This window comes from Burkholderia sp. KJ006, assembly GCF_000262695.1.
GTDB lineage: Bacteria > Pseudomonadota > Gammaproteobacteria > Burkholderiales > Burkholderiaceae > Burkholderia > Burkholderia vietnamiensis.
Genome location: NC_017921.1, coordinates 2188379 through 2212043, shown reverse-complemented (window position 1 = coordinate 2212043; position 23665 = coordinate 2188379). Strand labels below are relative to the sequence as shown.

The following is a 23665-nucleotide window of genomic DNA, read 5'->3' as shown; positions in this document are numbered from 1 at the left end:
CGGCGCGGCAGCGTCGTTCGACCCCTGAAAACGACCCGCATCCGGCGATGCGCCGACGCGCGCTCAGCCCGTCACTGGTCGAGGCACCGCACGCACAGCCGCTTCGCCTGGCTGGCCGGCAAGCCGCGACACATCATCACGACGGGGCGCGCATGGCACGACGGCGCGTCCGCGGCGGCGGCCGCCGACGGCAGCCGTCGCGCGCGCTCGGGCGGCGTGGTCGCGACCGCGTCCATGCGCCGCTGCCGCGCCGGCGGCGGCACGTCGCGCACGACCGGGATCGGCTCGACGCCGCCCTCGCGCGCATTGCGCTGCGCGCTGGCGACGACGCGGCTCACGTAGCCGCTCGAGAAGCCGGTCGTGAAGTTGCCGCTGTAGTAGCAGGACAGCGCCGCGCGCAACGCGGCCTGCGGCGAGCGGCCGGTGTTCGACGAGCGCGCGAAGCACTCGGTCAGGATCGCGCCGCCCGCGCGCAGGTTGCGGCACGGTTCGAACATCGTCGCGTCGTCGAGCCCGTACTTCGCGAAGTTGCGCTCGTTCACCTGCGCGAGCCCGACGCTGTAGCTGAAGCCGCGCGCGGCCAGCTCGCTCGCGGTCGCGCGCGCCTCGTCGAGCGACGCCGGCTGGCGCGTCAGATGGCCGCCGACCACGCCGATCGCATACGGATTGAAGCCGGATTCGGTCCGCACCAGCGCGGCGAGCGTATCGGGATCGACGTTCGGCGCGCACGCGCGCGCAAGTTGCGTGAAGGCCGCGGCGCTGCCTGCCGCGCGCGCGTCGCGCACGTTCAGGCCCGAGCACGCGAGCATCAGCGCGGCCAGCGCGTACAGGCCCGCGGCGACGCAGCGCAGCGCGCGCGCGTTCATCCCGCCCCCGCCACGCGGTACGACAGCACGAGCCCGTGCACGAGCAGCGACCAGCCGTCGAGCGCGACGAACAGCAGCAGCTTGAACGGCACCGAGATCGTCGTCGGCGAGATCATCTGCATCCCGAGCGCGAGCAGGATGTTCGCGACCAGCAGGTCGACGACGATGAACACGATATAGATCACGAAGCCGATCTGGAACGCCTTGGTCAGCTCGGCGAGCGTGAAGCTCGGCACCAGCACGAGCAGGTCGTCGTCCTTGATGCCGTCGGCGCGGTTCTTCGGCCACACCGACGTCGCGGTGCGCACGAAGAATTCACGGTCGCGCTGGCGCGTGTGCGAGACCAGGAAATCCTTGATCGGCGGCAGCGCGGCGTCGGCGAGCACGCCGATGTCCGCGGTCGACAACTGCCCCGCCGCGTCGAAGTGGCGCGCCTGCAGCGCGTCGCGGATCGACATCCCGACCGGCGCCATGATGAACAGCGACAGGATCAGCGCGATGCCGTTCAGCACGAGGTTCGGCGGCACCTGCTGGATGCCGAGCGCGGAGCGCAGCAGGCCGAGCACGACCACGAGCTTCGTGTAGCTCGTCACCATCAGCGCGGCGAACGGTGCGATGCCGAGCGCGGCGATCACCGCGATCAGCGCGACCGGATTCGGCAGATTGCCCATCGCTCAACGCTCGCGCGGGGCCGGCTGCGTCAGCGTGACGACGCGCACGCCGAGTTTCTGGCCGACCGCGATCAGATGCCCGGTGCCGATCAGCATGCCGTTCGCGACCAGATGGATCACGCTCTGGTTGATCCCTTGCTGCAGCTCGATCACCGCGCCGGGTTGCAGCGCGCCGAGTTCGCCGAGCGGGATTGACGTCGGCGGCAGCTCGAAGCGCAGGTCGACCGCGAGGCCGTCGAGCGAGCGCGGTGCGTCGTCCGGCGGTGCGTCGTGCGCGGTCGCGGGCGGGGTGTCGGTGCGGGTCGGTTCCAAAGGCATCTCCCTGATTCGTTCGACGGTCAGCCGGGTGCCGGACGGCCGGCCGGTGATCTCCCACGCCGGCGTGGCCGGCACGCGCGCGACGCACAGCAGGTTCTGCTCGTGCGCGCGCCAGCGTTCGATCGCGATGATGTCGCCGCCGACGACGTCGGCCAACTCGGCCGTCGTCAGTTCGGTGCGGCCGATCTCGAACACGAGCGGCACCGGCAGGCTCGCATAGGCCGCATGCGGGGCCGGCCGCGCGGGCGCCGGTTGCGCGAAGAACACCGCGAGCGCGTCGGGCGCGTCGAACAGCAGCGCGCCGTGGCAGCGCCATGCGCCGTCGGCGCGGCGCAGCTCGAAGCGCAGCGCGGCTGGTGCGGTGCGCCATGCGGGCACGCTCGCGGGCGGCGGCAGCAATTCGACGCGCTGCCGCGTCGCGGCCTGCAGCACGGCCGCGAGCGGCGCCGCGAGATCGGCCAGCAACGCCGTTCGGATCACGGCCGGCACGGCCGGGTCGGCGGCATCGCCGAGCCATTCGGTTTCGGCGAGCGGGTCGAGCCACAGCGTGCCCCTGGCCGGGCCGACGACGAACCGGTATGCATGGGCATCGGCAACCGGCTCGGCGGCGACGCGCCAGCGCACCTCGTACGCGTGCTCGCCGAGCGTGACCGGCACGGCGGCCGGCGCGCCGTATGCATGCGACAGCCCGCGCGCGGCGGCCGCGGACAGACGCGGCAGATACGGCGACGCGTCGAGCGGGACCGCGACCGCGACCGGCGCGGGCGGCACGGCGGCGGCGGTCTGCGCGGCGGCCGGAGCGGCGGCGGGCGCTTGGTTCGCGGCGTCGCCGGTGTCGGCATTCGTCAAAGGCAGCGCAGGCACGGCGGGATCGGGGCGGATTCGGCGATGGTCGACGGGTTGTGGTGGCCGGCGGCGCGGGGGGCGCGCGGCTGCTGCGTCGATTGTAGGGACGGTGCCGGCCGCGTGCGGCGCCGGAATCCGTAGTCGCAGACGGCACGCGGCGCGGCTCGTGGTGGCGAGCTACGAAGCGTGTCGGGGGTGTGGGGGCGGGTGAGGGGGAAGGTGGGTGGGGCTTGGGGCGCGGGGGCTGGGGCGGCGCTGGGCGGTGTGGCGAGGACGCGGCGCGGTGTGGGGCTCGGGTTGGCGCTTGGGTTGCCGTGGCAGGGCTTGGCTCGACTCGACCGGGCTCGGCTCAGTCCGGCACGACTTGGCACAGCTCGGCTCGATGCGGCTCGACATGGCATGGCTCGGCCTCGCCTCTGCTCAACGCGCCCGATGTACCGCGCCCCACCCAACCAGAAAACCGGCCGGCGCGCCTCGGGGCGCCGGCGCGGCCGCGGGTCACGCGTAGTCGGCGGTCACCATCGGCTGCGGCGCGGCGCGCAGGATCGGCGCGGCATCGTGGCGCTCGACGTGCGTCATCGCCGCGCCGAACAGCACGAGCCGATAGCCGACCGCATAGATCGGGATGATCCGCAGGTTCTTGTCGTGATCGAGCTGCAGCTTCGAACGGATCCGCGAGATGTGCGTGTCGAGCGTGCGCGACGACACGCCGAGCTCCCGGCCCCAGACCGCTTCCTGGATCGCTTGCCGCGGAACGATCTTGTTCATGTTGTCGAGCAGGAACTCGACGACGTCGAATTCTCGCGGCGTGACGTCGACGACCTTGTCGTCGATTTCGATCGTCCGGCGCACGAAGTTGATTTTTATGTTGTCGATGTACAGGTATTTGCAATCCATGGTGGCCCTCGCATGTCCGTAAAGGAGTGTTGCGAGTCATGTACTGCAACTTCCGGGCCAGTGATGAAGCCGCCCCAGCCGTGCGGCGGGTCCCGGCGCCCGCAATCGCGCGCCGGTGTTGAATCTAAAAGAATTTTTAACGGCGCCGCAGCCGCGTGCCGCGGCGCCGGCCCGACCGATATTGAAGAATTGTTACGTAGCATCGCGCGGGAACGTTACGGGCGTTACGTGCGTAACGTGCATTACGGGCGGCGTTACGGCGCAGTCACGCGCAGCACGATGCGGGCGCGGCGGGGCGCCGCGCCGCACCGACGCACCGGGCAACAACGCCACACCGCACCGCCCGATGCGTCACACGCCGGTCAAGCCTTCGCGCCGCCGGCCGAATCGAACGGCAGCACGTAGTGCCGCTTGCCGGTCGCCGCGAAGATCGCGTTGGCCACGGCCGGCCCGACCGGCGCGACACCGGGCTCGCCGACGCCGGTCGGCGCCTGCGCGGACGGCACGATGTGCACCTCGACCTTCGGCATCTCGGCCATCCGCAGCACGTGGTAGCCGTCGAAGTTGCGCTGCTCGACGCGGCCGTCCTTCAGCGTGATCGCGCTGTGCAGCGCCGCGCCGAGCCCGAAGCCGATGCCGCCTTCCATCTGCGCGGCGACGATGTCGGGGTTGATCGCGATCCCGCAGTCGACCGCGCACACGATGCGCTCGACCTTCACGTTGCCGTCCGCGTCCACCGACACCTCGGCCACCTGCGCGACATAGCTCTTGAACGCCTCGGCCACCGCGATCCCGCGCCCGCGGCCCTTCGGCAGCGGCTGCGCCGGATCCCAGCCGGCCTTCTGCGCGGCCAGCTCGAGCACGGCGCGCATGCGCGGCTCCTTCGCGAGCAGGTCGCGGCGGAACAGGTACGGGTCCTTGCCGGCCGCGTGCGCGGCTTCGTCGATGAACGCCTCGACCGCATACGCGGTGTGCGAGCTGCCGACCACGCGCCACCACAGCACCGGCAGGCCGACCTTGGTCGTGGTGAGTTCGACCGACACGTTCGGCACCGCGTACGGCAGGTTCGCCGCGCCCTCGACCGACGTCGCGTCGATGCCGTTCTTCACCATGAACGCGGCGAACGGCGTGCCGGCGAGGATCGACTGGCCGACGATGCGGTGCCGCCAGCCGACCAGCCGGCCATCGGCGGTGAGCCCCGCATCGAGCTTGTGGAAGTACATCGGGCGGTAGAAGCCGCCCTGGATGTCGTCCTCGCGCGTCCACTGCAGCTTGACCGGCGTGCCGTCCGCGCCGAGCGCCTTCGCGATCGACACGGCCTCGACCACGTAGTCGGACCACGCGTTCGCGCGCCGGCCGAAGCTGCCGCCCGCATACAGCGTGTGGATGCGCACCTGCTCGGGCTCGAGCCCCGCGACCTTTGCGGCGTTGCCCTGGTCGATCGTCTGGAACTGGTCGCCGGCCCAGATCTCGCAGCCGTCGGCCGTCAGCTTGACGACCGCATCGAGCGGCTCCATCGGCGCGTGCGCGAGATACGGGAATTCGTAGGTCGCGCTGAGCTTGCGCGCGGCGCCGGCGATCGCCGCGTCGGCGTCGCCGTCCTTGCGCGCCGACACGCCCGGTTTCGCGGCGAGCTGGCGGTATTCGCGCATGATCTCGTCGGAGCCGCGCTTTTCGGCGTGCGTTTCGTCCCAGTCGATTTTCAGTGCGTCGCGGCCCTGTTTCGCGGCCCAGAAGCCGGTCGCGACGACGGCGACGCCATTCGGCACCTGCACGACGGCCACGACGCCCGGCACCGCCTTCGCGGCCGTCGCATCGACCGACTTGACGGTCGCGCCGAAGCGCGGCGGCCGCTGCAGCAGCGCGACGCGCATGCCGGGGAAGGTCGTGTCGAGCGTGAATTGCGCGGTGCCGTTCGACTTCGCCGACGCGTCGACGCGCGGGATGCGATGGCCGATCAGCTTGAAATCGGCCGGCTGCTTCAGCGTGACGTGGTCGGGCACCGGCAGTTTCGCCGCATCGGCGACGAGCGTGCCGTAAGCGGCCGTCCTGCCGCTCTTCGCGTGCGTGACCACGCCGCCCGCGGTGCTCAGCTCGCCGGCCGGCACCTGCCAGCGCGCGGCCGCGGCCGACACGAGCATCGCGCGCGCCTTGCCGCCGGCTTCGCGCAGCTGCTGCCACGAGTTCGCCATCGCCGAGCTGCCGCCCGTGCCCTGTATCGTGCCGAACGCGAGGTTCGCGTAGCGCTTCGCGTCGGCCGGCGCGCTTTCGACGCGCACGCTCGACCAGTCGGCGTCGAGCTCCTCCGCGACGATCGTCGCGATGCCCGTGTACGCGCCCTGGCCCATTTCGACGTGCTTGGCAATTACCGTGACCGCGCCGTCGGGTGTGATGCGCAGGAACGCGTTCGGCGCGAAGTCGGCGGCGGGCGGCGTCGCGGCGAGCGCGCGGCGGCCGAGGCCGGCCCATTCGAAGCCGATCGTCAGGCTGACGGCGGCTGCGGCGCCCGCGGTTTTCAGGAAGGTGCGGCGCGACGCGCGCACCGAACCGGCGTTGTCGAGTTCGATCGTCATGGTCACGCTCCCAGCGTCGCGGCCGCGTCGTGGATCGCGGCCCGGATGCGGGCGTAGGTCGCACAGCGGCACAGGTTGCCGTTCATCGCGGCGTCGATGTCCGCGTCGGTCGGCTTCGGGTTCTGTTCGAGCAGTGCGGTCGCGGACATGATCTGGCCGGACTGGCAATAGCCGCACTGCGGCACCTGCAGTTTCACCCAGGCGGCCTGTACGGCCTGCGCGGGCTTGCTCTGCAGGCCTTCGATTGTCGTCACCTGTTTGCCCGCGATGCCGGCCAGCGGCAGCACGCACGAGCGCACGGCCTGGCCTTCGAGATGGATCGTGCATGCGCCGCACTGCGCCATGCCGCAGCCGAACTTCGTGCCGGTCAGCCCCGCATGCTCGCGGATCGCCCAGAGGACGGGCATCGACGGATCGGCGTCGAGCGTGACGCTCTTGCCGTTGAGGACAAACGTGGTGGGCATTTTTTTGTCTCCGTGGGGAAAACCCGGCATGCGCCGGATCAGGTGGGAGTGTGCGCGAACGGCCCGTCGTTACGGCTATCCGATCCTGCAAATTTATTGAACAATCCTGCAAATCCCGGGCACGGCGGCGCGCGTTTCGCTATGCTCGCGCGATCCGCAAAACGACACGAGGAACCGCCATGGACATGACCGATATCGCGGCATCGCGCGAATCCGGGCGGCGCGAGCTGGCGTCGCTGATCGGCCGCTTCGCGCCGGCGGACGGCTCGCACGCGACGGCCGTGCCGGCGCTGATGCTGCACCGCCATACGCGTGCGGTCGATCTCGGCTGCGGCGTGTCGCGCGCCGCGCTCGTGATCGCCGCGCAGGGCGCGAAGCGCGTGGTCGTCGCGGGGCAGGCCTACGAATACGACGCGCAGCACTGCCTGATTACGTCGATCGACTTGCCGATCCTGTCGCGCGTCACGCAGGCGTCGCCCGACGTTCCTTATCTTTGCCTGTCGCTGACGCTCGACCTGCAGCGCATCGTCGAACTCGCTGCAGAGATGCGTCTGCCCGAGCCGGAGGCCGGCCCCGAAGGCGAAGGCATCGCTGTCGCCGAGCTGACGCCGCCGCTGCTCGACGCCGCGCTGCGCCTGTTGCGGCTGCTCGATACGCCGGCCGACATCCCGGTGATCGCGCCGCTGATCGAAAAGGAACTGCTGTACCGGTTGATGACGAGCGGGCAGGGCGCGCGCCTGCGTCACATGGCCGTCGCCGGCAGCCACACGCACCGGATCGCGCGCGCGATCGAATGGATTCGCGACCACTACGCGGAACCGATGCGTGTCGAGACGCTCGCGCAGGCCGTCAACATGAGCGTGTCGTCGCTTCATCATCACTTCAAACACGTGACCACGCTCAGCCCGCTGCAGTATCAGAAGCAGTTGCGCCTGCACGAGGCGCGCCGGTTGCTGCTGCGCCAGGGCGGCGACGTGGGGTCGGTGGCCGCGACGGTCGGCTACGAGAGCGCGTCGCAGTTCAGCCGCGAATACAGCAGGCTGTTCGGCGCGCCGCCGATGCGCGACGTGGGTCATTTGCGCAGGAAGGAATTGCTCGGTACGTAGTCGGCGCCGTCGTCGGCCGATGTGGTCCGATGTGGTCCGACGCGGGCCGGGTGCGCGCGATGGTGCTGCGCGCACGGCCAACCACGCAGCGTTGCAACCGGCATGCCAGCGGCGCGCGCGTCATATGCGGCGCGGTATCGGGTCGTGCCGCGGCGCGGCCGGCGCGCCGCTGTTCCACCCGTGTATCCCGCGCCGCGCCGCACGCATTCGGCGCTTGCGGCGTCGCCGCGTATCGACGCGCCGAAAATGCGAGAAACGCCATACCACGATGATTTTTTCGCGCCGAAACGACGCTTGCGCGCGCCGCTTCGCGCGCGGGAAAGCGGCGTCGACGTCGTTTCCGAGTTGTTTCTCCGGTGTATCGCGCGCCATGCGGACTCGCGTGACGCCCGCACGATACGCACATCGAAATGCAATGCGCCGGCGATCATTACCGGACGATGAAATGAATGTGCAACGTAATAAAACGCCCGATGTGCTGGCGGATACGCGCGAATGCCCGGCGTTTTTCATCGAATATGCGGACCGGTAGAAAGCGGTGCGGCCCGTGCCGGTTTTGCGATTCGTCGCTCTGCGGCATTAACCATCGATGTGCGAGCGAGTCGGGATTTTCACGGATGAATCAATCGTATTTTCGGGTAATCGGTTTGCCGCTGCATGCTTCGTGCAATCGGTCCCGTGCCGTATGCGCGCACGCTTTGCGCGAAGGCGCGCGGCGCGCGAGCGAGCCGTCCGCAACTTGCCGCGCGCCCGCGAAAGCCCGGTGGCAGGCCGTTTTCGGGCGTTGACGTGTCCATTGTTCCGAACCGGCAGCGCGCGATTCTCAACTCTGAAACAGACGTTCGGTAGCACACACATGCGGCGCCGCGCACCGCGTCGCGCGGCCTTCGGTGGGATTGCTTCTCGTCAGTCGATGATCGCCGCAGGCGGCCACCCGTTGCCGCGATACATTCCTGAAACGAAAATCGCATGTTTCCGCGCTGCCCGCGCGCCGTGCCACCCGCAATCGTCGGCGCAATCGTGCGTGGCATGCCGCTTGCGGTATTGACCGCACCGGCGGGCAGTCGACCTGATGCAGTGAAGATTGGGGGGGCGACGGTCTCGTCAATAAGCAGTCGGGGAACAGCGATGAAGACCACAAGCAACGGCTTGATCCGCGCATTCTCAGCGCAACGATGGGGTAACCGTACGACTCGCGGCGCAGTGCCGGCGTCGCGAGTGCGTCGTTGCCGGCGTTCCGGTATCCGCGCATTGCGCGTGCTGGAGCAGCTGTCGTTTCGCGCCACCACTGATCGACAGCGGCGCTCTCGTCGACTCACTTCACCCTGATGGACCAGCAGTTCGTATCGGGCCGCTCGATGCCGATGCGCGCGTGCACGTCCATCGACATTTCGATCGCATCGCGGCAATAGCGGCGCGACCCGGACTGTACCGAAAACCCGCGAGCCGGATTATCCGCATGATCGGCGACCGGTAACTCACGAACAACGTTGCTGCGTGACGGTCAGGCGCGCGTGCACGGTTGCGCATTGTTGTCGCGTTGCCGCGATTACGCGGCGATTTTCAGCGGCAGGGCGTTCGCCTTCGGTAAATCGGGTCGTGCATTTTCGCTCGCCGGCAGTGGCGAGCCGCATGCCGGCGCGCGGCGCCGCCCGATATCGAACGACGCACGACGAACGATACGGAACGATGCATTCGTTTTCCGGGTTCGAGACTCGGTTTATTCCGGTGACTTCACCGGTGCGCAAGCCGGTATTCAAAACGATGAATCGCAGGGCCAATAAAACAGCGAATGGGATTTAGGCAATGAGCCGAATTGCGATCGGAGAAACGCTCGTTGCCGATTGAATGGCGGTCCTTGTGTTCAGGGATTGCTCGACGCAGGCAGGCTGAAGGCGTGCAGCTTCCTGCGCTTGTTCCGTCCACGCCGTTTTGGAGTCGACCATGAAGAAGCTTCTGATTGCAGCAGCAGTGATGGCGGTTTCGGGTGCAGCGTTCGCAGCGAGCGGCACCCAGTCGAGCAGCAGTTCGTCGAGCGGCGGCCAGACGATGGCGGGGGTGACCGGCTTCGGCCACTTCACCGCCACCGATTCGGGTGCGGCACTCGGCGCGGCCGGCGCGATGGCCGGCGGCGGCACCAGCGCGGCGGTGTCGTACACCGATCACACCAACACGTCGACGGTGGGCGGCTTCGGCTTCGGCGGCTCGCAGTCCGGCGGGCTGAGCGGCGCGAACGCAGGCTCCAGCGCCTGGACGTTCCGCCACTACTAAGCCGCCGCGCGCAGCGCTCGTCATCGAATGGTGGCGCGGACGCCGGGAATCGCCCCGCACGGGGCGGCCCGGCGATCCGGCCACCGACCTTCGTCATCGCAAGGAATTGCTATGAAAGCCAACGTCTTTTTAGCGACCGCGCTCGCCGTGCTGTCGTCGGCCGCAGCGGCCGCCGGCACGACGACCTTCAACCAGACTCAGTCCGTGGCGTCGGGCGTCTCGGGTTCGGTGCTGGTCGGCACCGGCAGCTATACGAGCAACACGACTTCGGTCGCAGGCGCGAATGCCGGAAGCACGGTGACGCCCGCGGGCTCGACCGGCACGGCGTCCGCGTACCACGACTCGACGTCGACGGCCGGCGGGTGGGGCACCAACGGCGGCGCGTTCGCGGCTGGCGGCGGGATCGGCGCCGCGGGCTCGTTCGGCGGCACCGCCAATACGACCGAGAACGCGAATGCGCTGTCGGGCGGCGTGACCGCCACGATCGTGCTCGGCGCGAACCACTACACGGCGAGCGGCGGCAACGACGCCGGCATCGCGAACGCGGGCGCGAGCGGGCTGGCCGGCTTCGGCGGATCGTCGACGATCGCGGGCTCGAACCACTACAACACGTCGACCGTCTGGAGTACCGGGCCGGCCGGATCGCCGTCGGCGTCGGGCGGCAGTCAGGGCAGCTCCGGCGCGACGGCCGGCACGCCCTGATTCGGGTGGAAGGGACCAGTTTCCCGGTGACGCTGGTCTCTGTTGCGCCGTTGTCGTCACCGTAAGGAGCTGGCATGAAGCAGAACCTGATTGCCGCCGTCGTGATGCTCACGTCGCTGACGGCGTATGCCGCCGACCGCGCGACCGACGACGTGCAATCGAACGTACAGACGTCAAGTAACACTGAGCAGACAACCAAACCGTCACCGCAACACACGCTGTCGCCGGGCAATGCCGCCGGCGCGCCCGCGGCCCCGCCATCGCAGGGCATGCCGGGCGGTTCGTGGTCGCAGTTGGGCAGCGGCTGGAAGCAGTTCGGGGAAACAGGCAAAGCGGCAGGAACGCAACGGGATTGATGCGGTTGCCTGGGTAGGCGGTCCAACCTCGTCCGGAGATCAAAATGAACAGCAGCAAGATCAGGGCGGCCAGTGCGGCGATGTTCGCGCTGGCCACGATCGGCGCCCATGCGCAGACCGCCGACTCGACTTCAAGCGCGCAGTCCTCGACGTCGTCGACGGCCATCGGCCAGGGCGGCGGCTCGAGCATGAATACCAACGTGACGAGCTCGCGCGGCGGCAATGCGACGAGCGGCAGCACGAGCGGCGTGCGCGGCAGCGGCAATTCGAGCGTGCAGGTCAACTTGACGCTGCCTTCGTCGACGAGCGGCGGCTCGACCGTGACGCCGCAGAGCGCGAGCTCGCTCGCGGCCGGCGCGCCGGGCTCGAGCCCGTACAACACGCAGGTGGCGGAGAACGTCAACTACTCGGGCACGCAGACGATCAAGACGAACCCGGCGATCCAGGCGCCCGGGCTGACGACCACGTTGTCCGATACCTGCATGGGCTCGGTGAGCGTCGGCGTGTCGTTCCCGGGGTTCGGCGCGACCGGCGGCACGACGCTGGTGGATCAGGCGTGCGTGCGACGGCTCGATGCGCGCGAATTTCGCGCGATGGGCTTGACCGACGTCGCGCTGGCGCTGCTGTGCCAGAGCGACGCGAACCGCCGCGCGGTCGAGGCGACCGGCCACCTGTGTCCGGGCACGACCGCGCCGCTCGCGCGCTCGAACGTCGCGCCTGCCGCCGATGCGACCGTCGCCGACGACTTGAAGTACCGCGATCCGCTCGTGCGCAGCCGGATGGGGCTGCCGCCGCTCGATGCGGCTGGGCCGGCGCCTGTGCAGATGCGGGCGGTGGCGGGGAATGCTGGGCAGGCGGGGGCGTTCGTCGCGGGAGCGCCGATCGGCACGCCGGCTGCGGCGGCGATGCCGGGTGCGGCGCAGGCGGCTGCGGGGAATGGTGCGCAGGCGGCCGCGGTCGTGCCGGGCGTGGCTGCGGCGTCGGCTGCGATGAGCGCGGTGCCAGCTGCAGCGACCGCTGCCGTGTCGCCGAGTGCCGCGACGGTTGCGGACAACGTGTCACGGCCTGCACCGGCACCGGTCGCGGGGGATAAGGTGCCCGCGCCTGCGTCGGTGATTGCGGAGAAGGTTTCGAAGCCCGCACCGATGGTTGCCCAGGAGGCATCGAAGCCCGCACAAGTGGTTGCGGAAAAGGCACCGGCACCCGTCCCGACGGTTGCGGAGAAGGCGGCGGAGCCTGTGTCGATGAGTGCGGAAAAGGCGTCGACGCCTGCAGCAGCGGTTGCGGACAAGGCATCGGCAGCTGTCCCAACGGTTGCTGAGAAGGCGTCAGAGCCTGCGTCGGCGATCGCGGAAAAGGCCTCGACGCCTGCACCAGTGGTTGCAGAGAAGGCGTCGGCACCCGTCCCGACGGTTGCGGAGAAGGCGGCGGAGCCTGCGTCGACGATTGCGGAAAAGACCACCGAACCCGCGGCGACCGCCGCCGACAAGGCCCCAATGGTCGCCGACAAGCCCGCAGACCCCGCCCCGTCGCTCGCCGCCAACGCGTCCGCGCGCACGCCGGCCGCGACCGACACCGGCGCACCGGCCATGCCGACGGCCGACGCCAACGCAGTCGACCACGCGCCGCAAGCGCCGATCGCCTCGGCCATGCCTGCCGCCGAAGCCGCCCAGCCCGTGGCGGCGACGGCCCCGAGCGCTGCCGACGCAACGGCCGTGGTCGAATCCGCAGCCGTGCCAGCCGCGGACGTGCCCGCGACAGCCACGCCGGCGATCGACCAGCACGCCGCCCCGTCGGCGCCGCTCGCGCCCGCGCCGACCGTCGTCTCGACGAGCACGTCGTCGTGACCGGCAGCGCGCTTCGATGCAACCGGTATGCCGCCTGCACGGCAAGCGCCGCAACCGGTTGCGCGATGCGCGCGACAGCTTTGACGGGTGTTGGTTCTACCCCGAGGCCAACACCTCTTTTTGCCTGTCGAGGGGACAGGAGGCGCGGATCATGAGGTTCCTTTCGATCGTTCTGCTGCTGGTCGGCGCACACGCCGCCGCGCAGTCGCTGTTTCAGAATCCGGCGGTGTTCGTGATCCTGAACGAACAGAGCGTCGCGAACGCCGCGAGCATCCAGCAGTCGCTGACGACGCTCGGCCGCCCCGACAACACCGCATGCGTGCCGATGATGATGGTCGGCGATCCGCAGACGATCTACATGGTGCCCGAGGAAGGCCACGCGCCTTCATGGCAATCGCCGGTGTACGGCCGCGCCGCGCCGTTCGTCGCGCAGAGCGGCCCGACGCCGACCGGCAAGACGGTCGGCGCGATGCAGCACGCGGACGACATGCAGACGCAGCCCTGGGCCGACGGCAGCACGGTCACGCAGACGATCGCCGGTGCATCGAGTCTGTCGGCATCGGCGCGCGTCGACGACTGGCAAAGCCACGCCCTGGCCGCGATCGAGACGGCGCGCGCCGGCGACGTGACCGTGGACGGCAAGACCTACCGCCGCTATCGCGACGAGCTGGACCGGTCCGCGCGGCCCGTCGTCGAACCGCAGATCTATATGCGGCGTGTCGTGTTCTGCCGATAACGTCATTTTCCCGATCGGACCGGCAGGCCGCGCGCCATGTCGCGCGCCCCGCTCCGACCGACAACGCCATGTGACGAGGCCATCGTGAATCAATGTTGCCGGATCAGACTGTCGAGCCATCCCGAAACCGAGCGGATCGCGTGCATGCCGCCGCCGGTCGCCGCGTCGCGCCATCATGCGGCGCCGTCGCGTCCGCTCGTCTACGTGTCGCCGTGTCCGGACGCCGCGCTCGTCGACTGTCTCGCGTCGCGCGGCTGGGACGTCTCGCGCGCCAAGTCCGTTGCGGACGCACTCAACCTCGTGAAGGCGAACCGCCTGCATGCGGGAATCGTCGACTTCACCGCGTTCAATATGCGTGACGCGGCGCGTGACGCGGCCGCGTTCGAGGCGCTGCTGCGCGACCCGCACGTCGGCTGGGTCGCGCTCGCCGACGACGCGCTGCTGCGCGATGTCGCGCTCGCGCGCCTGATCCGCCAGTGCTGTTTCGGCTTCGCGTCGCGCGCCGCGGGCTGCAAGACGATCGGCTATCTCGCCGGCCATGCGTACGGGATGCTGAAGCTCGCGCACGCCGATCCGGCCGCGCTCGCGATGCCGCCCTGCGACACGATGATCGGCGCATGCGACGCGATGCGGCGCCTGTTCTCGACCATCCGCAAGGTGGCGAACACCGACGCTGCGGTGTTCATCGCCGGCGAATCCGGGACGGGCAAGGAGTTGACCGCCCGCGCGATCCACCGGCATTCGTCGCGCGCCGACGCGCCGTTCGTCGCGGTGAACTGCGCGGCCATTCCGCCGACGCTGCTGCAGGCCGAACTGTTCGGCCACGAGCGCGGCGCGTTCACGGGCGCGCACCAGCGCAAGATCGGCCGGATCGAGGCCGCGCACGGCGGCACGCTGTTTCTCGATGAAATCGGCGACATGCCGTTCGAGAGCCAGGCGAGCCTGCTGCGCTTTCTGCAGGAAGGCACGATCGAGCGGCTCGGCGCGCACGCGTCGGTGCCGGTGGACGTGCGGATCGTGTCCGCGACGCACGTCGATCTCGAGGCGGCGATGCAGGCCGGGCGCTTTCGCGCCGATCTGTATTACCGCCTGTGCGTGCTGCGTATCGACGAGCCGCCGCTGCGTGCGCGCGGCCGCGACATCATGCTGCTCGCCGATCACGTGCTGCAGCGCTATCGGGGCGACAGCCCGCACCGGATTCGCGGCTTCATGCCGTGCGCGATCGAGGCGATTCACGACTATGCATGGCCGGGCAACGTGCGCGAGCTGATCAACCGGATCCGCTTCGCGGTCGTGATGACGAACGGCCCGCTGATCTCGGCCGACGATCTCGAGTTGAGCCAGTACCGGTTGCGCCGCCCGCCGACGCTCGTGGAGGCGCGCCGGCAGGCGGAGCGCCGCACGATCGAGGAGATGCTGCTGCGGAACCGTCGCCAGCAGCATGCCGACGTCGCGGCGCAGCTCGGCGTGTCGCGCGCCACGCTGTACCGGCTGATGACCACGCACGGCTTGCATGGGTGACGCGGCGTGCACGCGCAGCGGACCGCGTTAGGGCCTGTTCGGAAGAACGCGTTCGTGGGGCCAGCGCAAGCCCTTTATTGGCGTGAACAGGCCCTAAGCCGGGCGCTCGAAATCCGATTCGATCCAGCGTGCGGCGCTGGCCTTGTTGAGCTTGAATCCCGCCGACACCTTCGCGTCGGCCAGCAGTTCGCCGTACGGGTCGAACGCCTTCAGTTCGGCATACGGCTCGAACTCGTCCGGCACGATGTCGAGCGTCACCGACACCTCGATGCCGTCGTCGCGCTGCACGGTCACTTCCTTGTGCAGCATCGCGCGGCGCTGCTGCTCGTGACGCATCAGCACTTCGGTCGCGGTTTTCACTAGCGTGCGGAACGCGTTCGCATCCATCGGCTTCGGGTTCTTCTTGTCGCGGCCCATCGTCCACGGGCCGACGAGTGCGGGCTCGGCCTCGCCGTCCTTGATCATTTCGACGGCCCAGCCGTCGTCGTCCTCGTTCTTGATGATGCGGGCCGTCCAGCCGTTGTCGCGCCAGAGGCCGTCTTCGTGGATGGTGGTGTCGTCGGAGTGCAGATCGGATTCGGTCATGGAAGAAGCAGGGGGCCGGCCGGCGGCGCACGGCCGGGCGTGCGCTGCCGTCGGCCGGTCGTCCGGAATGGCATGCTGGGCCGCAATTTTACCGCGCCGGCAGGCGGCGCGGCCCGCACGGCCCGCAACGTCGGCCGTCCGGACGATGCGCGCGTCCGCGATCGCGTACGACGATCGAAATATCAAACTCGTATTACGTCCCTGGACGCCCATCTATACCGCGTCCGATATCCCGGCCGCGCGCCGTTTCATAGAATGACGGCGGGATAAAAATATCCCGCCCGCGGAGTCACCGCCCAACCGGCCGCGTCGCGACGTGTCGCGTCGCGCGGCCACGCGACCTTCAGGAACCACGCATGGGGAAATTCAACATTCGCACTGTTTTCGCGTACGACTGGCCGCTGACGCTGGCCGGCGTCGAGCATATCGCCGGCGACGCGTGCGCGATCGAGCTCGTCGGCGCCTACCGGAGCCCGTCCGACATGGTCGCGGCGCTGGCCGATGTCGACTGCGATATCGCGCTGGTTGACTATTCGATCCGCGGCGGCCCACCGATGGACTGTCTGGCGCTGCTCGCATGGTTGCGGCGCATGCGCCCGGGCGTCGGGACGGTCGCGCTGGTCGGCAGCGAGAGTCCGGTGATCCTGCGCTCGATCGTCGCGCAGGGCTGTCCGAGTCTCGTCAGCAAGTTCGACGATGTCGGCCACATCGTCACGGCGATCCATTCGACCTACAGCGGCGGACGCTATGTGTCGCCGCTCGTGCGCAGCGCGCTCGATGCGATTGCCGAACAGGACGGGCCGCCCGTCAAGCTGTCGACGCGCGAAATCGAGGTGATCCGCCTGTATCTCGACGGCATGCCGATCAAGACGATCGCGCAGCGGCTGAACAAGGGCAAGCAGACGGTCAGTGCGCAAAAGATCAGCGCGATGAAGAAGCTCGGCGTGAACAACGATGTCGAGCTGATTCAACGGGCGGCCGCACTCGGCTTCGGCGGCGGACAGGCTGCAGGGCGGCTGCGCGGCGCGGGTGCGGTATCGGTGATGCAGCGCGAATGACGATGCCGACGCGTATGCGCGATGTCGATGGCGGCAAGGTCGCGCGGTGGGGCGGTATGCGATCGGCCGTGAACGCCGATCGGTGGGAAGGGTGAATGAGCGGAGTGGGCCGAATGCGCCGAGCGGGCTAAACGGACGAAGGGATCTGAACGGCCGCGGCCGATACATCTTCGATCGACGTGCGCCCCGCGGGGACGGCCGGGCAATTGCGTAACCGGCCGCGACACGAGACGCCAGTTCGCCGCGCGATCGTCGCCGCGCAAGGGGGCGTTCGCGCCTATGAAGCGCACGTGCGTGCGTCGTCGCATCGACACCGCACGCAACCGAATGTGAGCCCCGGCCAGCCACCCGACGCGAGCGCGCCGGTATCAGCCCGTCATGCCGGCAACGAGAACCGCGTGACCGCGTCGCGCAGCGCCTCGGCCTGGTCGCGCAGCGAATGCGCGGCAGCGGCCGCCTGCTCGACGAGCGCCGCGTTCTGCTGCGTGACCTGATCCATCTCGCCCACCGCGCGGTTGACCTGTTCGATGCCGGCGCTTTGCTCGCGCGACGCGTGGCTGATCTCGTCGAGGATTTCGTTGACGCGGCGCACCGACTGCACGATCTCGGTCATCGTTTCGCCGGCGTGCGTGACGAGCGTCGCGCCGTGCTCGACCGTTTCGTTCGACGATACGATCAGCGACTTGATTTCCTTCGCCGCCGTGGCCGAGCGTTGCGCGAGCGAGCGCACCTCGGCCGCGACCACCGCGAAGCCGCGGCCCTGTTCGCCCGCGCGCGCCGCTTCGACGGCCGCGTTCAGCGCGAGGATGTTGGTCTGGAACGCGATCCCGTCGATCACGCCGATGATGTCGCCGATCTTGTGCGAGCGGGCCGTGATCTCGTTCATCGTGCGCACGACGTCGTCGACCACCTCGCTGCCGCGCGTCGCGACCTGCGCGGCCTGGCCTGCCAGCGTTGCGGCCTGCGCCGCGCTGTCCGCGTTCTGTTTCACGTTGGCGGTCATCTCGTCCATGCTCGATGCGGTCTGCACGAGGGCGGCTGCCTGCTCCTCGGTGCGCTGCGACAGGTCGGTGTTGCCCGATGCGATCTCGCTCGCGCCGACGTTGATGTTCTCGGTGCCGGCCCGCACCCGCGACACCATGTCGATCAGGCCGCTCTGCATCGAATGCAGCGCGTGCAGCAGGCTGCCGCGATCGTCCTGCTTCACCGTCACGCGCGTGGTGAGGTCGCCCTGGGCGATGCGCTGCGCGGCGTCGAGCGCAGTCTCGAGTTCGCCGCCGAGGTTCGCACGCACGCTCTTCAGCACCAGCACCATCACGACGGTCGCGGCCGCGCCGAGCACGGCCGTCATCACGAGCCAGCGGCCGACGCTCGCGAGCACCGCCGCATAGACGTCGTCCATGTACATGCCCGTCACCAGATACCAGTCCCACGGCGCGAAGCGCTGCACCGCGCTGGTCTTGGCCTGCGGCTTGTCGGCGCCCGGCTTCGGCCACATGTATTCGACGAAGCCCTTGCCGCCGTCCGCGTTGCCGGCCTTCACGATCTCGATGAACAGATGCTTGCCGTCCGGGTCGGTGAAGTTCGACACGTCCTTGCCGTTGAGCTCCGTCTTGATCGGATGCATGACGATCGCCGGCTTCGAGTCGTTGATCGAGATGTAGCCGTCGGTGCCGTAGCGCATCGCGGCGATCGCTTCGAGCGCCTTCTGTTTCGCGTCGGCTTCGGACAGCGCGTTCTGCTGCGACAGCTTGTAGAAGTGATCGGCGACGTTGGTTGCCTGCGCAACCAGCGTGGACAACTGGTCGCGGCGGTCTGCCGTCATCGACGTGCGCGTCTGCCACGCGCCGATCCCGGCGATCATGAGCAGGCCGAGCCACAGGATGACGATCATCGAAGCGAGTTTCTGGTTCAGGGAAAGGGTGCGCATGGGTATCAGGTCGGTCGGTCAAGCAGGCGCGCCGGGACGGCCTAGCGGTTTACTTCTGGTTTACTTGTTTGTCGGCTCGACGCGACCGTTCCCGTAGGCGGGAAATCCCTTAGATGTCGTGCGAACGTCGCATGCCGGCGTGCGGTCGTCCCTGCATATGCATAGTCTGCATCGCTATACTGTCTGACGATTGCGGCCATGCGCCGGGCCGGCGAGCGGCCCGCGTGGCGGCATTGAACGAGGCGAAAGGAGGCAGCGATGCGGATTCTGGTGGTAGGGGCCGGCGCGGTCGGCGGATATTTCGGCGGACGCCTCGCGGCGGCCGCGCGCGACGTGACGTTCCTGGTGCGCGAAGGTCGCGCGGCGGCGCTCGCGCGCGATGGTCTGATGATTCGCAGCCCGCGCGGCGACCTGACGCTCGCCAATGTGCAGACGTTACGCACCGGCGACGCGGCCGCGCCGTTCGATCTGGTGCTGCTCAGCTGCAAGGCGTACAGCCTCGACGACGCGATCGCGTCGTTCGCGCCGTTCGTCGGGCCGTCGACGTCGATTCTGCCGATGCTCAACGGGATGCGTCATCTCGACGTGCTGCGCGAGCGGTTCGGCGCGGAGCGGGTGCTGGGCGGACTGTGCGTGATCGCGGCGACGCTCGATCGCGAGCAGTGGATCGTACATCTGAACGACACGCACGGCCTCTCGTTCGGCGAACTCGGCGGCGGCGAATCGGCGCGCGTGCGCGCGGTGGCCGACGTGCTCGGCGGCGCGGGCTTCGACGCGACGCTCAGCGACGACATCGTCGCGCGGATGTGGGACAAGTGGGTGTTCCTCGCGACCCTGGCCGCGAGCACGTCGTTGTTTCGCGGTTCGGTCGGCGATATTCTCGCCGCGCCGGACGGGCGCCGCCTGCTCGAGGCCATGCTCGACGAGTGCAGCGCGATTGCCGCGCACAACGGTTATCGCCCGGAGCCGGCCGCGATCGAGCGGATGCAGCGAATGGTGCTGACGCCGTCGCCGCTGACGGCATCGATGCTGCGCGACGTCGAGAACCGCGCGCGCGTCGAAGCCGATCACGTGCTCGGCGATCTGCTCGCGCGATGCGACCCGCATGCGGCAGATGCACTGTCGCTGTTGCGCATCGCGTACAACCATCTGAAGACTTACGAGGCGCGCGTCGCGCGGGAAAGCGCGGCCGCTTAATGGCTGTTGCGGGTCAAACGATGCGCGATGCGTGCGCAACCGTCGGCTAAACCGGATCCTTGCTCGGCGGCCCGTCCGGTTGTTGCGGATTCTCGTGAGGGTGGCCGGGCGCCGGCGGCGACAACGGGTCGTCTTCCGGATCGCGGTTCGGGTCGGCCGGGGGCTCGGGCATCGGGGTAGTGTGATCCATGGAGAGCTCGCGCAATGCGTGACAGGGGAAGCGGACGGCGCGGTGAGCGCGCCTCGTCTTCGTTATAGGCAATCGGGCATGCGTTTGCAGTGCGATTGCCTGCGATATTCGCTCGGCGGTTGATATCGCACCGAATCTCGGACCTTGCGCTGGCGGCGCGCGTCGACGTCAGCGCAGATCGGCCGGCGTATCGACGTCGCGCACGATGCCCGGATCGTCGACGTCGAGCAGCTGCACCGGCGCGCTGGCGAACAGCGCGCGGGCGCCCGTATCGCCGTCGAGCGCGGCGAGCGCATCGTAATGGTGCAGGGCAAAGCCGACCGGATGACCGCGCACGCCACGATGCATCGGCGCGACGATCGATGCGCGATCGGCATCTAGCGCGCGCGTGACGGCTTCGTAGGTGGATGCGGCGATCCACGGCATGTCGGCGAGCGCGACGAGCCAGCCGGTCGCGTCCGGCGCCGCGCGCACGCCGGCTGCGAGGCTCGCGCCCATGCCGCGCATCGCGTCGGGTGCGTAGACGACCTGGCAGCCGGCTTCGTTCAGCAACATCGCGAGTTTTTCGGCGCCGGGACGCACGACGGCGACGACGTCCGCCGTCGCCGCCGCAAGGTGCCGCGCAGCGGCGACCGCGACCGGCGTGCCGTTGGGCAGCCGTGCGAGCAGCTTGCTGTGCAGCCCCGTTGGATCGAAGCGTTGACCAAGACCGCCGGCGAGCAGGACGCCGGTGGCGAGTGACGCATAGGACATCGGCGCGGGGAGAGGAGGGCAGGTGGGCCGATTGTGCGGGAGCGGTCGGCGATCGGCAAGTGCCGATGTTACCGACGCAGGCGGATGGGTGGCGGAAAGAATGTCGGCGAGCGGTTGCGTTCGTGCATGGTCGCGCCGAGCGCAGCGGATTGCACGTGCTGAGCCGTGCATCGCCGCGTAGGCGCGGACGCCGCTCGCGTTACCGATGATTGCGACGATAGTTGTGCGGCTGGCGGCTGGCGGCTGGCGGCTGGCGAGTGCGACCGGCGACCGGCGACATGCGCCGCGACGCGCGTGCTCGCGCTGCCGGCATCGGCGTTCGCGGCCGGATGCGAACGAATCCGGCCGCGCGGCGCCGCTGCGCGTCAATCGATCCCGTGGAACACCGCGTCCTCCGGCCCGAGATACGCAGGCGGGCGCCACGTCGCGTCGCGCATCGAGTGCTGAACCAGATTCTCGACGCCGAGCAGCACCGCGAAGATCGCCATTCGCACGGGGATGCCGTTGTCGGTCTGGCGGAAGATTGCGAGGCGCGGATCGCGGTTCAGGTCGATGGACAGGTCGTTCGCGCCGGGCCGGCTGTCGCGCGGCAGCGGGTGCATGATCAGCGTGTCGGGCTTGCATACGGAGTCGACGAGCGCCTGGTTGATCTGGAATTCCGGCGTGTAGCCTTCGAACGATTCGTCGGTGAAGCGCTCCTTCTGGATCCGCGTCGCGTAGACGACGTCCGCGCCGCGCAGTCCGGCCGCGAGGTCGTTGGTCTGCTCGATCACGTGACCGTTCGTCGTGATCTGATCGATGATGTACGCGGGCATCTCGAGCGTCGGCGGCGACACCAGCGTGAACTTCAGCCCGCGATACAGCGCCAGCAGCTTGACGAGCGAATGGACGGTGCGGCCGTATTTCAGGTCGCCGACGAGCGCGATATGCGCGCCGTCGACGATCTTGCCCAGGCGCGAGAATTCGCGCTGGATCGTGTAAAGGTCGAGCAGCGCCTGGCTCGGGTGCTCGCCGGGGCCGTCGCCGCCGTTGATCACCGGCAGGTTGGTCGCGCGCGCGAATTCGGCCACCGAGCCCTTCTCCGGGTGGCGGATCACGAGGGCGTCGACGTAGCCGGCCATCACGCGGCTCGTGTCGTAGATCGATTCGCCCTTGGCCATCGACGAGAACGTGAAGCCGGTGGTGTCGCACACCGAGCCGCCGAGCCGGCAGAACGCCGCCCCGAACGACACGCGCGTGCGGGTGCTCGCTTCGAAGAACAGGTTGCCGAGCACCGCGCCCTCGAGCACGCGCGAAATCTTGTGGCGGCGCGCGATCGGCTGCATCACGTCGGCGACGCGGAACAGCGCTTCCACCGAGTCGCGCGAGAATTGGTCCACCGAGATCAACTGCGGCTTGCCTTCGAACAGGAACTGCTTCGCGAGGCCTTGCTTATCTACGCTTTGCGTATAGTCTTCGCCATCCGGGCCGGCCCGCCCGACGATTTCCGAGACGAAGCGCTCGACGATCTCGGGCATGCCGCGCGATTCCTGCGAATCGTCGGGCAGCAGCCACGTATCGAGCGCACGGCGGCTCACGCCGATGCGGCTCGCGAACGCTTCGCGCGTCATGTTGAGGCGGCGCATCGCGTCGCGCAGGAAGGCTTGCTGGGGAACGGTCATCGGCGGCACCCTGGTGGAAAATATACGCGATGCGTATATTAGTTCGGGCGACGGCGAAGTCAAGCAAAATCTGCGCGGCCGCGACGCTGCGTGCACTGGCGCGCGGCGGGCGTCTCCGTATAATCCGTTCAGGCCCCGTGTTCCGCATGCCGCGGGACGCGCCGCCTGACACGATCTGCCCGGTCGGGCTTGTTGACTCGAAGGAGAATGAGAATGACGCGTACGATTGCTGCAATGCTGCTGGTGGTGACCGCCGCGCTCGCCGGTTGCAATACCGTTGCCGGCATGGGGCAGGACATTTCGAAGGGCGGCCAGGCGATCAGCGACACGGCTGAGAAGGCGAAGTAAGCCGAACGGTTCCGGCTTGCGCGGAACACACCGGCCCGTCCCGCCGTCGCGGGGCGGGCCGGTGTTTTTTTGCGGCCCGCGATAGAGGCCGCGTCACGCCGAACGCGGCGTCAGGCGCTTTCGACGAAGGCGTAGCGGCCGTCGATCTTGCGCGGCGAAAACCAGCCGAAGTCGGGGAACATCCGGTTACGGACGAACCACACGTAGCCGACCAGGATCACGGTGACGGCGAGGCTCGGCAGGGCGGCGGACGGATCGCGACCGAGCGCGGCGATGGTTTTCGGCAGTTGCAGGAGCGACAGAACGATGAACGCGTGATACGCGCCGACGCGGTGAGTCGCGAAGCCCCAGATGAACAGCAGCGACAACGACACGGTCAGCGCGCCGAACAGCAGCGTCGCGCCGATGCCGAGCCCACCGGCGGCGAACACGTAGGCGAGCGCGACGCTGATCAATAGCTGCGCGACGCCCAGCCCGACCAGGATGCGCGTGTGCACGCGGTTTCTCCGACACAGCTCGGGATCGGGGCGCGACGCGATCAGGCGCGCGAGCAACTGTTCCTTGAGGCCGTGGCCCGCCAGCTCGGCGAGCACGTCGGCTTTCCTCGCGCCCGCGGACAACAGCGCCGCGATGCGTGTTTTGGCTTCCTTCTTGTTCATGGCGATGCGTATGCGTTCGGTGGTGGTCGAATGGCCAAGCCACGCGAATATTGCATCTTGCGCGACGCGGTGCAACGGTTTTGCCGCGCGCCGACACATTCCTACAATCG

The 23665-nt window shown here is 68.9% G+C and carries 24 protein-coding genes; 11 read left to right on the top strand and 13 right to left on the bottom strand.

The window, feature by feature from the left end; translation table 11 throughout:
- Positions 1-71: 71 nt before the first annotated feature.
- From MYA_RS23650 to MYA_RS23625, 6 genes are all read right to left on the bottom strand, one after another.
- Entirely contained in the window at positions 72-866 is a 795-nt protein-coding gene (locus MYA_RS23650) for a lytic transglycosylase domain-containing protein (RefSeq protein ID WP_014725395.1), read from the bottom strand.
- Complete coding sequence (sctR, locus tag MYA_RS23645; RefSeq protein ID WP_011882597.1) at positions 863-1537, bottom strand: type III secretion system export apparatus subunit SctR; 675 nt, start codon at positions 1535-1537, stop codon at positions 863-865. Before sctR ends, MYA_RS23650 begins: the two co-directional genes overlap by 4 nt.
- Before the next feature lie 3 nt (positions 1538-1540).
- The gene (gene sctQ / locus MYA_RS23640) at positions 1541-2719 is read right to left on the bottom strand and encodes a type III secretion system cytoplasmic ring protein SctQ (RefSeq protein WP_014725394.1); all 1179 of its coding nucleotides are present in this window, start codon (positions 2717-2719) and stop codon (positions 1541-1543) included.
- Positions 2720-3199: 480 nt separating this feature from the next.
- On the bottom strand, positions 3200-3598 hold the full coding sequence (locus tag MYA_RS23635) for a winged helix-turn-helix domain-containing protein (RefSeq protein WP_011882595.1): 399 nt from the start codon (positions 3596-3598) through the stop codon (positions 3200-3202).
- A 362-nt stretch (positions 3599-3960) separates the two neighbouring features.
- Entirely contained in the window at positions 3961-6171 is a 2211-nt protein-coding gene (locus MYA_RS23630) for a xanthine dehydrogenase family protein molybdopterin-binding subunit (RefSeq protein ID WP_014725393.1), read from the bottom strand.
- 2 nt (positions 6172-6173) lie between these two features.
- The gene (locus MYA_RS23625; RefSeq protein WP_011882593.1) at positions 6174-6635 is read right to left on the bottom strand and encodes a (2Fe-2S)-binding protein; all 462 of its coding nucleotides are present in this window, start codon (positions 6633-6635) and stop codon (positions 6174-6176) included.
- 179 nt (positions 6636-6814) lie between these two features.
- On the opposite strand from MYA_RS23625, the gene MYA_RS23620 reads away from it, so the two are divergent.
- Positions 6815-7741: an AraC family transcriptional regulator gene (locus MYA_RS23620; RefSeq protein WP_011882592.1), complete on the top strand. Its 927-nt coding sequence runs from the start codon at positions 6815-6817 to the stop codon at positions 7739-7741.
- Here MYA_RS23620 and MYA_RS31475 read toward each other — a convergent pair.
- On the bottom strand, positions 7708-8172 hold the full coding sequence (locus MYA_RS31475) for a hypothetical protein (protein WP_014725392.1): 465 nt from the start codon (positions 8170-8172) through the stop codon (positions 7708-7710). The genes MYA_RS23620 and MYA_RS31475 overlap by 34 nt on opposite strands.
- A 1059-nt stretch (positions 8173-9231) precedes the next feature.
- Here MYA_RS31475 and MYA_RS30325 point away from each other — a divergent pair.
- The 7 genes from MYA_RS30325 (at position 9232) to MYA_RS23585 (ending at position 15174) form a co-directional block, all read left to right on the top strand.
- On the top strand, positions 9232-9525 hold the full coding sequence (locus MYA_RS30325; RefSeq protein ID WP_014725389.1) for a hypothetical protein: 294 nt from the start codon (positions 9232-9234) through the stop codon (positions 9523-9525).
- A 160-nt stretch (positions 9526-9685) separates the two neighbouring features.
- A complete protein-coding gene (locus tag MYA_RS23610) occupies positions 9686-10012 on the top strand; it encodes a hypothetical protein (RefSeq protein ID WP_011882588.1) in 327 nt (108 codons plus the stop codon).
- 111 nt (positions 10013-10123) lie between these two features.
- Positions 10124-10714: a hypothetical protein gene (locus MYA_RS23605; protein ID WP_014725386.1), complete on the top strand. Its 591-nt coding sequence runs from the start codon at positions 10124-10126 to the stop codon at positions 10712-10714.
- A gap of 74 nt (positions 10715-10788) precedes the next feature.
- Positions 10789-11070, top strand: coding sequence for a hypothetical protein (locus MYA_RS23600; protein WP_011882586.1), 282 nt, complete (start codon positions 10789-10791; stop codon positions 11068-11070).
- A gap of 44 nt (positions 11071-11114) precedes the next feature.
- Complete coding sequence (locus MYA_RS23595; RefSeq protein WP_014725385.1) at positions 11115-12917, top strand: hypothetical protein; 1803 nt, start codon at positions 11115-11117, stop codon at positions 12915-12917.
- Between the two features lie 151 nt (positions 12918-13068).
- Positions 13069-13653 (top strand): hypothetical protein, encoded by a 585-nt coding sequence (locus MYA_RS23590; protein WP_011882584.1) that lies wholly within the window; start codon positions 13069-13071, stop codon positions 13651-13653.
- Between the two features lie 144 nt (positions 13654-13797).
- Positions 13798-15174, top strand: coding sequence for a sigma-54 dependent transcriptional regulator (locus MYA_RS23585; protein WP_085954512.1), 1377 nt, complete (start codon positions 13798-13800; stop codon positions 15172-15174).
- Between the two features lie 93 nt (positions 15175-15267).
- Here the strand turns inward: MYA_RS23585 and MYA_RS23580 are convergent, their stop codons facing one another.
- A complete protein-coding gene (locus MYA_RS23580) occupies positions 15268-15759 on the bottom strand; it encodes a hypothetical protein (RefSeq protein ID WP_011882582.1) in 492 nt (163 codons plus the stop codon).
- 356 nt (positions 15760-16115) lie between these two features.
- Here MYA_RS23580 and MYA_RS23575 point away from each other — a divergent pair, with 356 nt between their 5' ends.
- Positions 16116-16817: a response regulator transcription factor gene (locus tag MYA_RS23575; protein WP_034194297.1), complete on the top strand. Its 702-nt coding sequence runs from the start codon at positions 16116-16118 to the stop codon at positions 16815-16817.
- A gap of 376 nt (positions 16818-17193) precedes the next feature.
- Here MYA_RS23575 and MYA_RS23570 read toward each other — a convergent pair whose 3' ends face one another.
- Positions 17194-18747, bottom strand: coding sequence for a methyl-accepting chemotaxis protein (locus MYA_RS23570; protein WP_011882580.1), 1554 nt, complete (start codon positions 18745-18747; stop codon positions 17194-17196).
- A gap of 258 nt (positions 18748-19005) precedes the next feature.
- On the opposite strand from MYA_RS23570, the gene panE reads away from it, so the two are divergent.
- A complete protein-coding gene (gene panE / locus MYA_RS23565; protein WP_014725382.1) occupies positions 19006-19944 on the top strand; it encodes a 2-dehydropantoate 2-reductase in 939 nt (312 codons plus the stop codon).
- Between the two features lie 46 nt (positions 19945-19990).
- Here panE and MYA_RS32005 read toward each other — a convergent pair whose 3' ends face one another.
- The 3 genes from MYA_RS32005 to MYA_RS23555 all read right to left on the bottom strand — a co-directional run bounded on the left by MYA_RS32005 (position 19991) and on the right by MYA_RS23555 (position 22548).
- A complete protein-coding gene (locus MYA_RS32005) occupies positions 19991-20134 on the bottom strand; it encodes a hypothetical protein (protein ID WP_165487640.1) in 144 nt (47 codons plus the stop codon).
- A 168-nt stretch (positions 20135-20302) separates the two neighbouring features.
- The gene (locus tag MYA_RS23560) at positions 20303-20887 is read right to left on the bottom strand and encodes a nucleotidyltransferase family protein (RefSeq protein WP_014725380.1); all 585 of its coding nucleotides are present in this window, start codon (positions 20885-20887) and stop codon (positions 20303-20305) included.
- A 365-nt stretch (positions 20888-21252) separates the two neighbouring features.
- Positions 21253-22548, bottom strand: coding sequence for an aspartate carbamoyltransferase (locus MYA_RS23555; RefSeq protein WP_011882576.1), 1296 nt, complete (start codon positions 22546-22548; stop codon positions 21253-21255).
- Between the two features lie 213 nt (positions 22549-22761).
- On the opposite strand from MYA_RS23555, the gene MYA_RS23550 reads away from it, so the two are divergent.
- On the top strand, positions 22762-22896 hold the full coding sequence (locus tag MYA_RS23550; RefSeq protein ID WP_009688930.1) for an entericidin A/B family lipoprotein: 135 nt from the start codon (positions 22762-22764) through the stop codon (positions 22894-22896).
- A 110-nt stretch (positions 22897-23006) separates the two neighbouring features.
- Here MYA_RS23550 and MYA_RS23545 read toward each other — a convergent pair whose 3' ends face one another.
- Positions 23007-23555, bottom strand: coding sequence for a hypothetical protein (locus MYA_RS23545; RefSeq protein WP_034194326.1), 549 nt, complete (start codon positions 23553-23555; stop codon positions 23007-23009).
- Between the last annotated feature and the right edge of the window lie 110 nt (positions 23556-23665).

Bases quoted from the DNA above. Each gene is read 5' to 3' on its own strand.
- MYA_RS23550 (WP_009688930.1), top strand. From the start codon at position 22,762: ATGACGCGTACGATTGCTGCAATGCTGCTGGTGGTGACCGCCGCGCTC.
- MYA_RS23595 (WP_014725385.1), top strand. From the start codon at position 11,115: ATGAACAGCAGCAAGATCAGGGCGGCCAGTGCGGCGATGTTCGCGCTG.
- panE (WP_014725382.1), top strand. From the start codon at position 19,006: ATGCGGATTCTGGTGGTAGGGGCCGGCGCGGTCGGCGGATATTTCGGC.
- MYA_RS23560 (WP_014725380.1), bottom strand. From the start codon at position 20,887: ATGTCCTATGCGTCACTCGCCACCGGCGTCCTGCTCGCCGGCGGTCTT.
- MYA_RS23630 (WP_014725393.1), bottom strand. From the start codon at position 6,171: ATGACGATCGAACTCGACAACGCCGGTTCGGTGCGCGCGTCGCGCCGC.
- MYA_RS23580 (WP_011882582.1), bottom strand. From the start codon at position 15,759: ATGACCGAATCCGATCTGCACTCCGACGACACCACCATCCACGAAGAC.
- MYA_RS23610 (WP_011882588.1), top strand. From the start codon at position 9,686: ATGAAGAAGCTTCTGATTGCAGCAGCAGTGATGGCGGTTTCGGGTGCA.
- MYA_RS23575 (WP_034194297.1), top strand. From the start codon at position 16,116: ATGGGGAAATTCAACATTCGCACTGTTTTCGCGTACGACTGGCCGCTG.
- MYA_RS23650 (WP_014725395.1), bottom strand. From the start codon at position 866: ATGAACGCGCGCGCGCTGCGCTGCGTCGCCGCGGGCCTGTACGCGCTG.
- MYA_RS23620 (WP_011882592.1), top strand. From the start codon at position 6,815: ATGGACATGACCGATATCGCGGCATCGCGCGAATCCGGGCGGCGCGAG.
- MYA_RS23605 (WP_014725386.1), top strand. From the start codon at position 10,124: ATGAAAGCCAACGTCTTTTTAGCGACCGCGCTCGCCGTGCTGTCGTCG.
- MYA_RS23585 (WP_085954512.1), top strand. From the start codon at position 13,798: ATGCCGCCGCCGGTCGCCGCGTCGCGCCATCATGCGGCGCCGTCGCGT.
- MYA_RS23555 (WP_011882576.1), bottom strand. From the start codon at position 22,548: ATGACCGTTCCCCAGCAAGCCTTCCTGCGCGACGCGATGCGCCGCCTC.
- sctR (WP_011882597.1), bottom strand. From the start codon at position 1,537: ATGGGCAATCTGCCGAATCCGGTCGCGCTGATCGCGGTGATCGCCGCG.
- MYA_RS23600 (WP_011882586.1), top strand. From the start codon at position 10,789: ATGAAGCAGAACCTGATTGCCGCCGTCGTGATGCTCACGTCGCTGACG.
- MYA_RS23590 (WP_011882584.1), top strand. From the start codon at position 13,069: ATGAGGTTCCTTTCGATCGTTCTGCTGCTGGTCGGCGCACACGCCGCC.
- MYA_RS32005 (WP_165487640.1), bottom strand. From the start codon at position 20,134: ATGGATCACACTACCCCGATGCCCGAGCCCCCGGCCGACCCGAACCGC.
- MYA_RS23570 (WP_011882580.1), bottom strand. From the start codon at position 18,747: ATGCGCACCCTTTCCCTGAACCAGAAACTCGCTTCGATGATCGTCATC.
- MYA_RS23635 (WP_011882595.1), bottom strand. From the start codon at position 3,598: ATGGATTGCAAATACCTGTACATCGACAACATAAAAATCAACTTCGTG.
- MYA_RS23625 (WP_011882593.1), bottom strand. From the start codon at position 6,635: ATGCCCACCACGTTTGTCCTCAACGGCAAGAGCGTCACGCTCGACGCC.
- MYA_RS23545 (WP_034194326.1), bottom strand. From the start codon at position 23,555: ATGAACAAGAAGGAAGCCAAAACACGCATCGCGGCGCTGTTGTCCGCG.
- MYA_RS31475 (WP_014725392.1), bottom strand. From the start codon at position 8,172: ATGATCGCCGGCGCATTGCATTTCGATGTGCGTATCGTGCGGGCGTCA.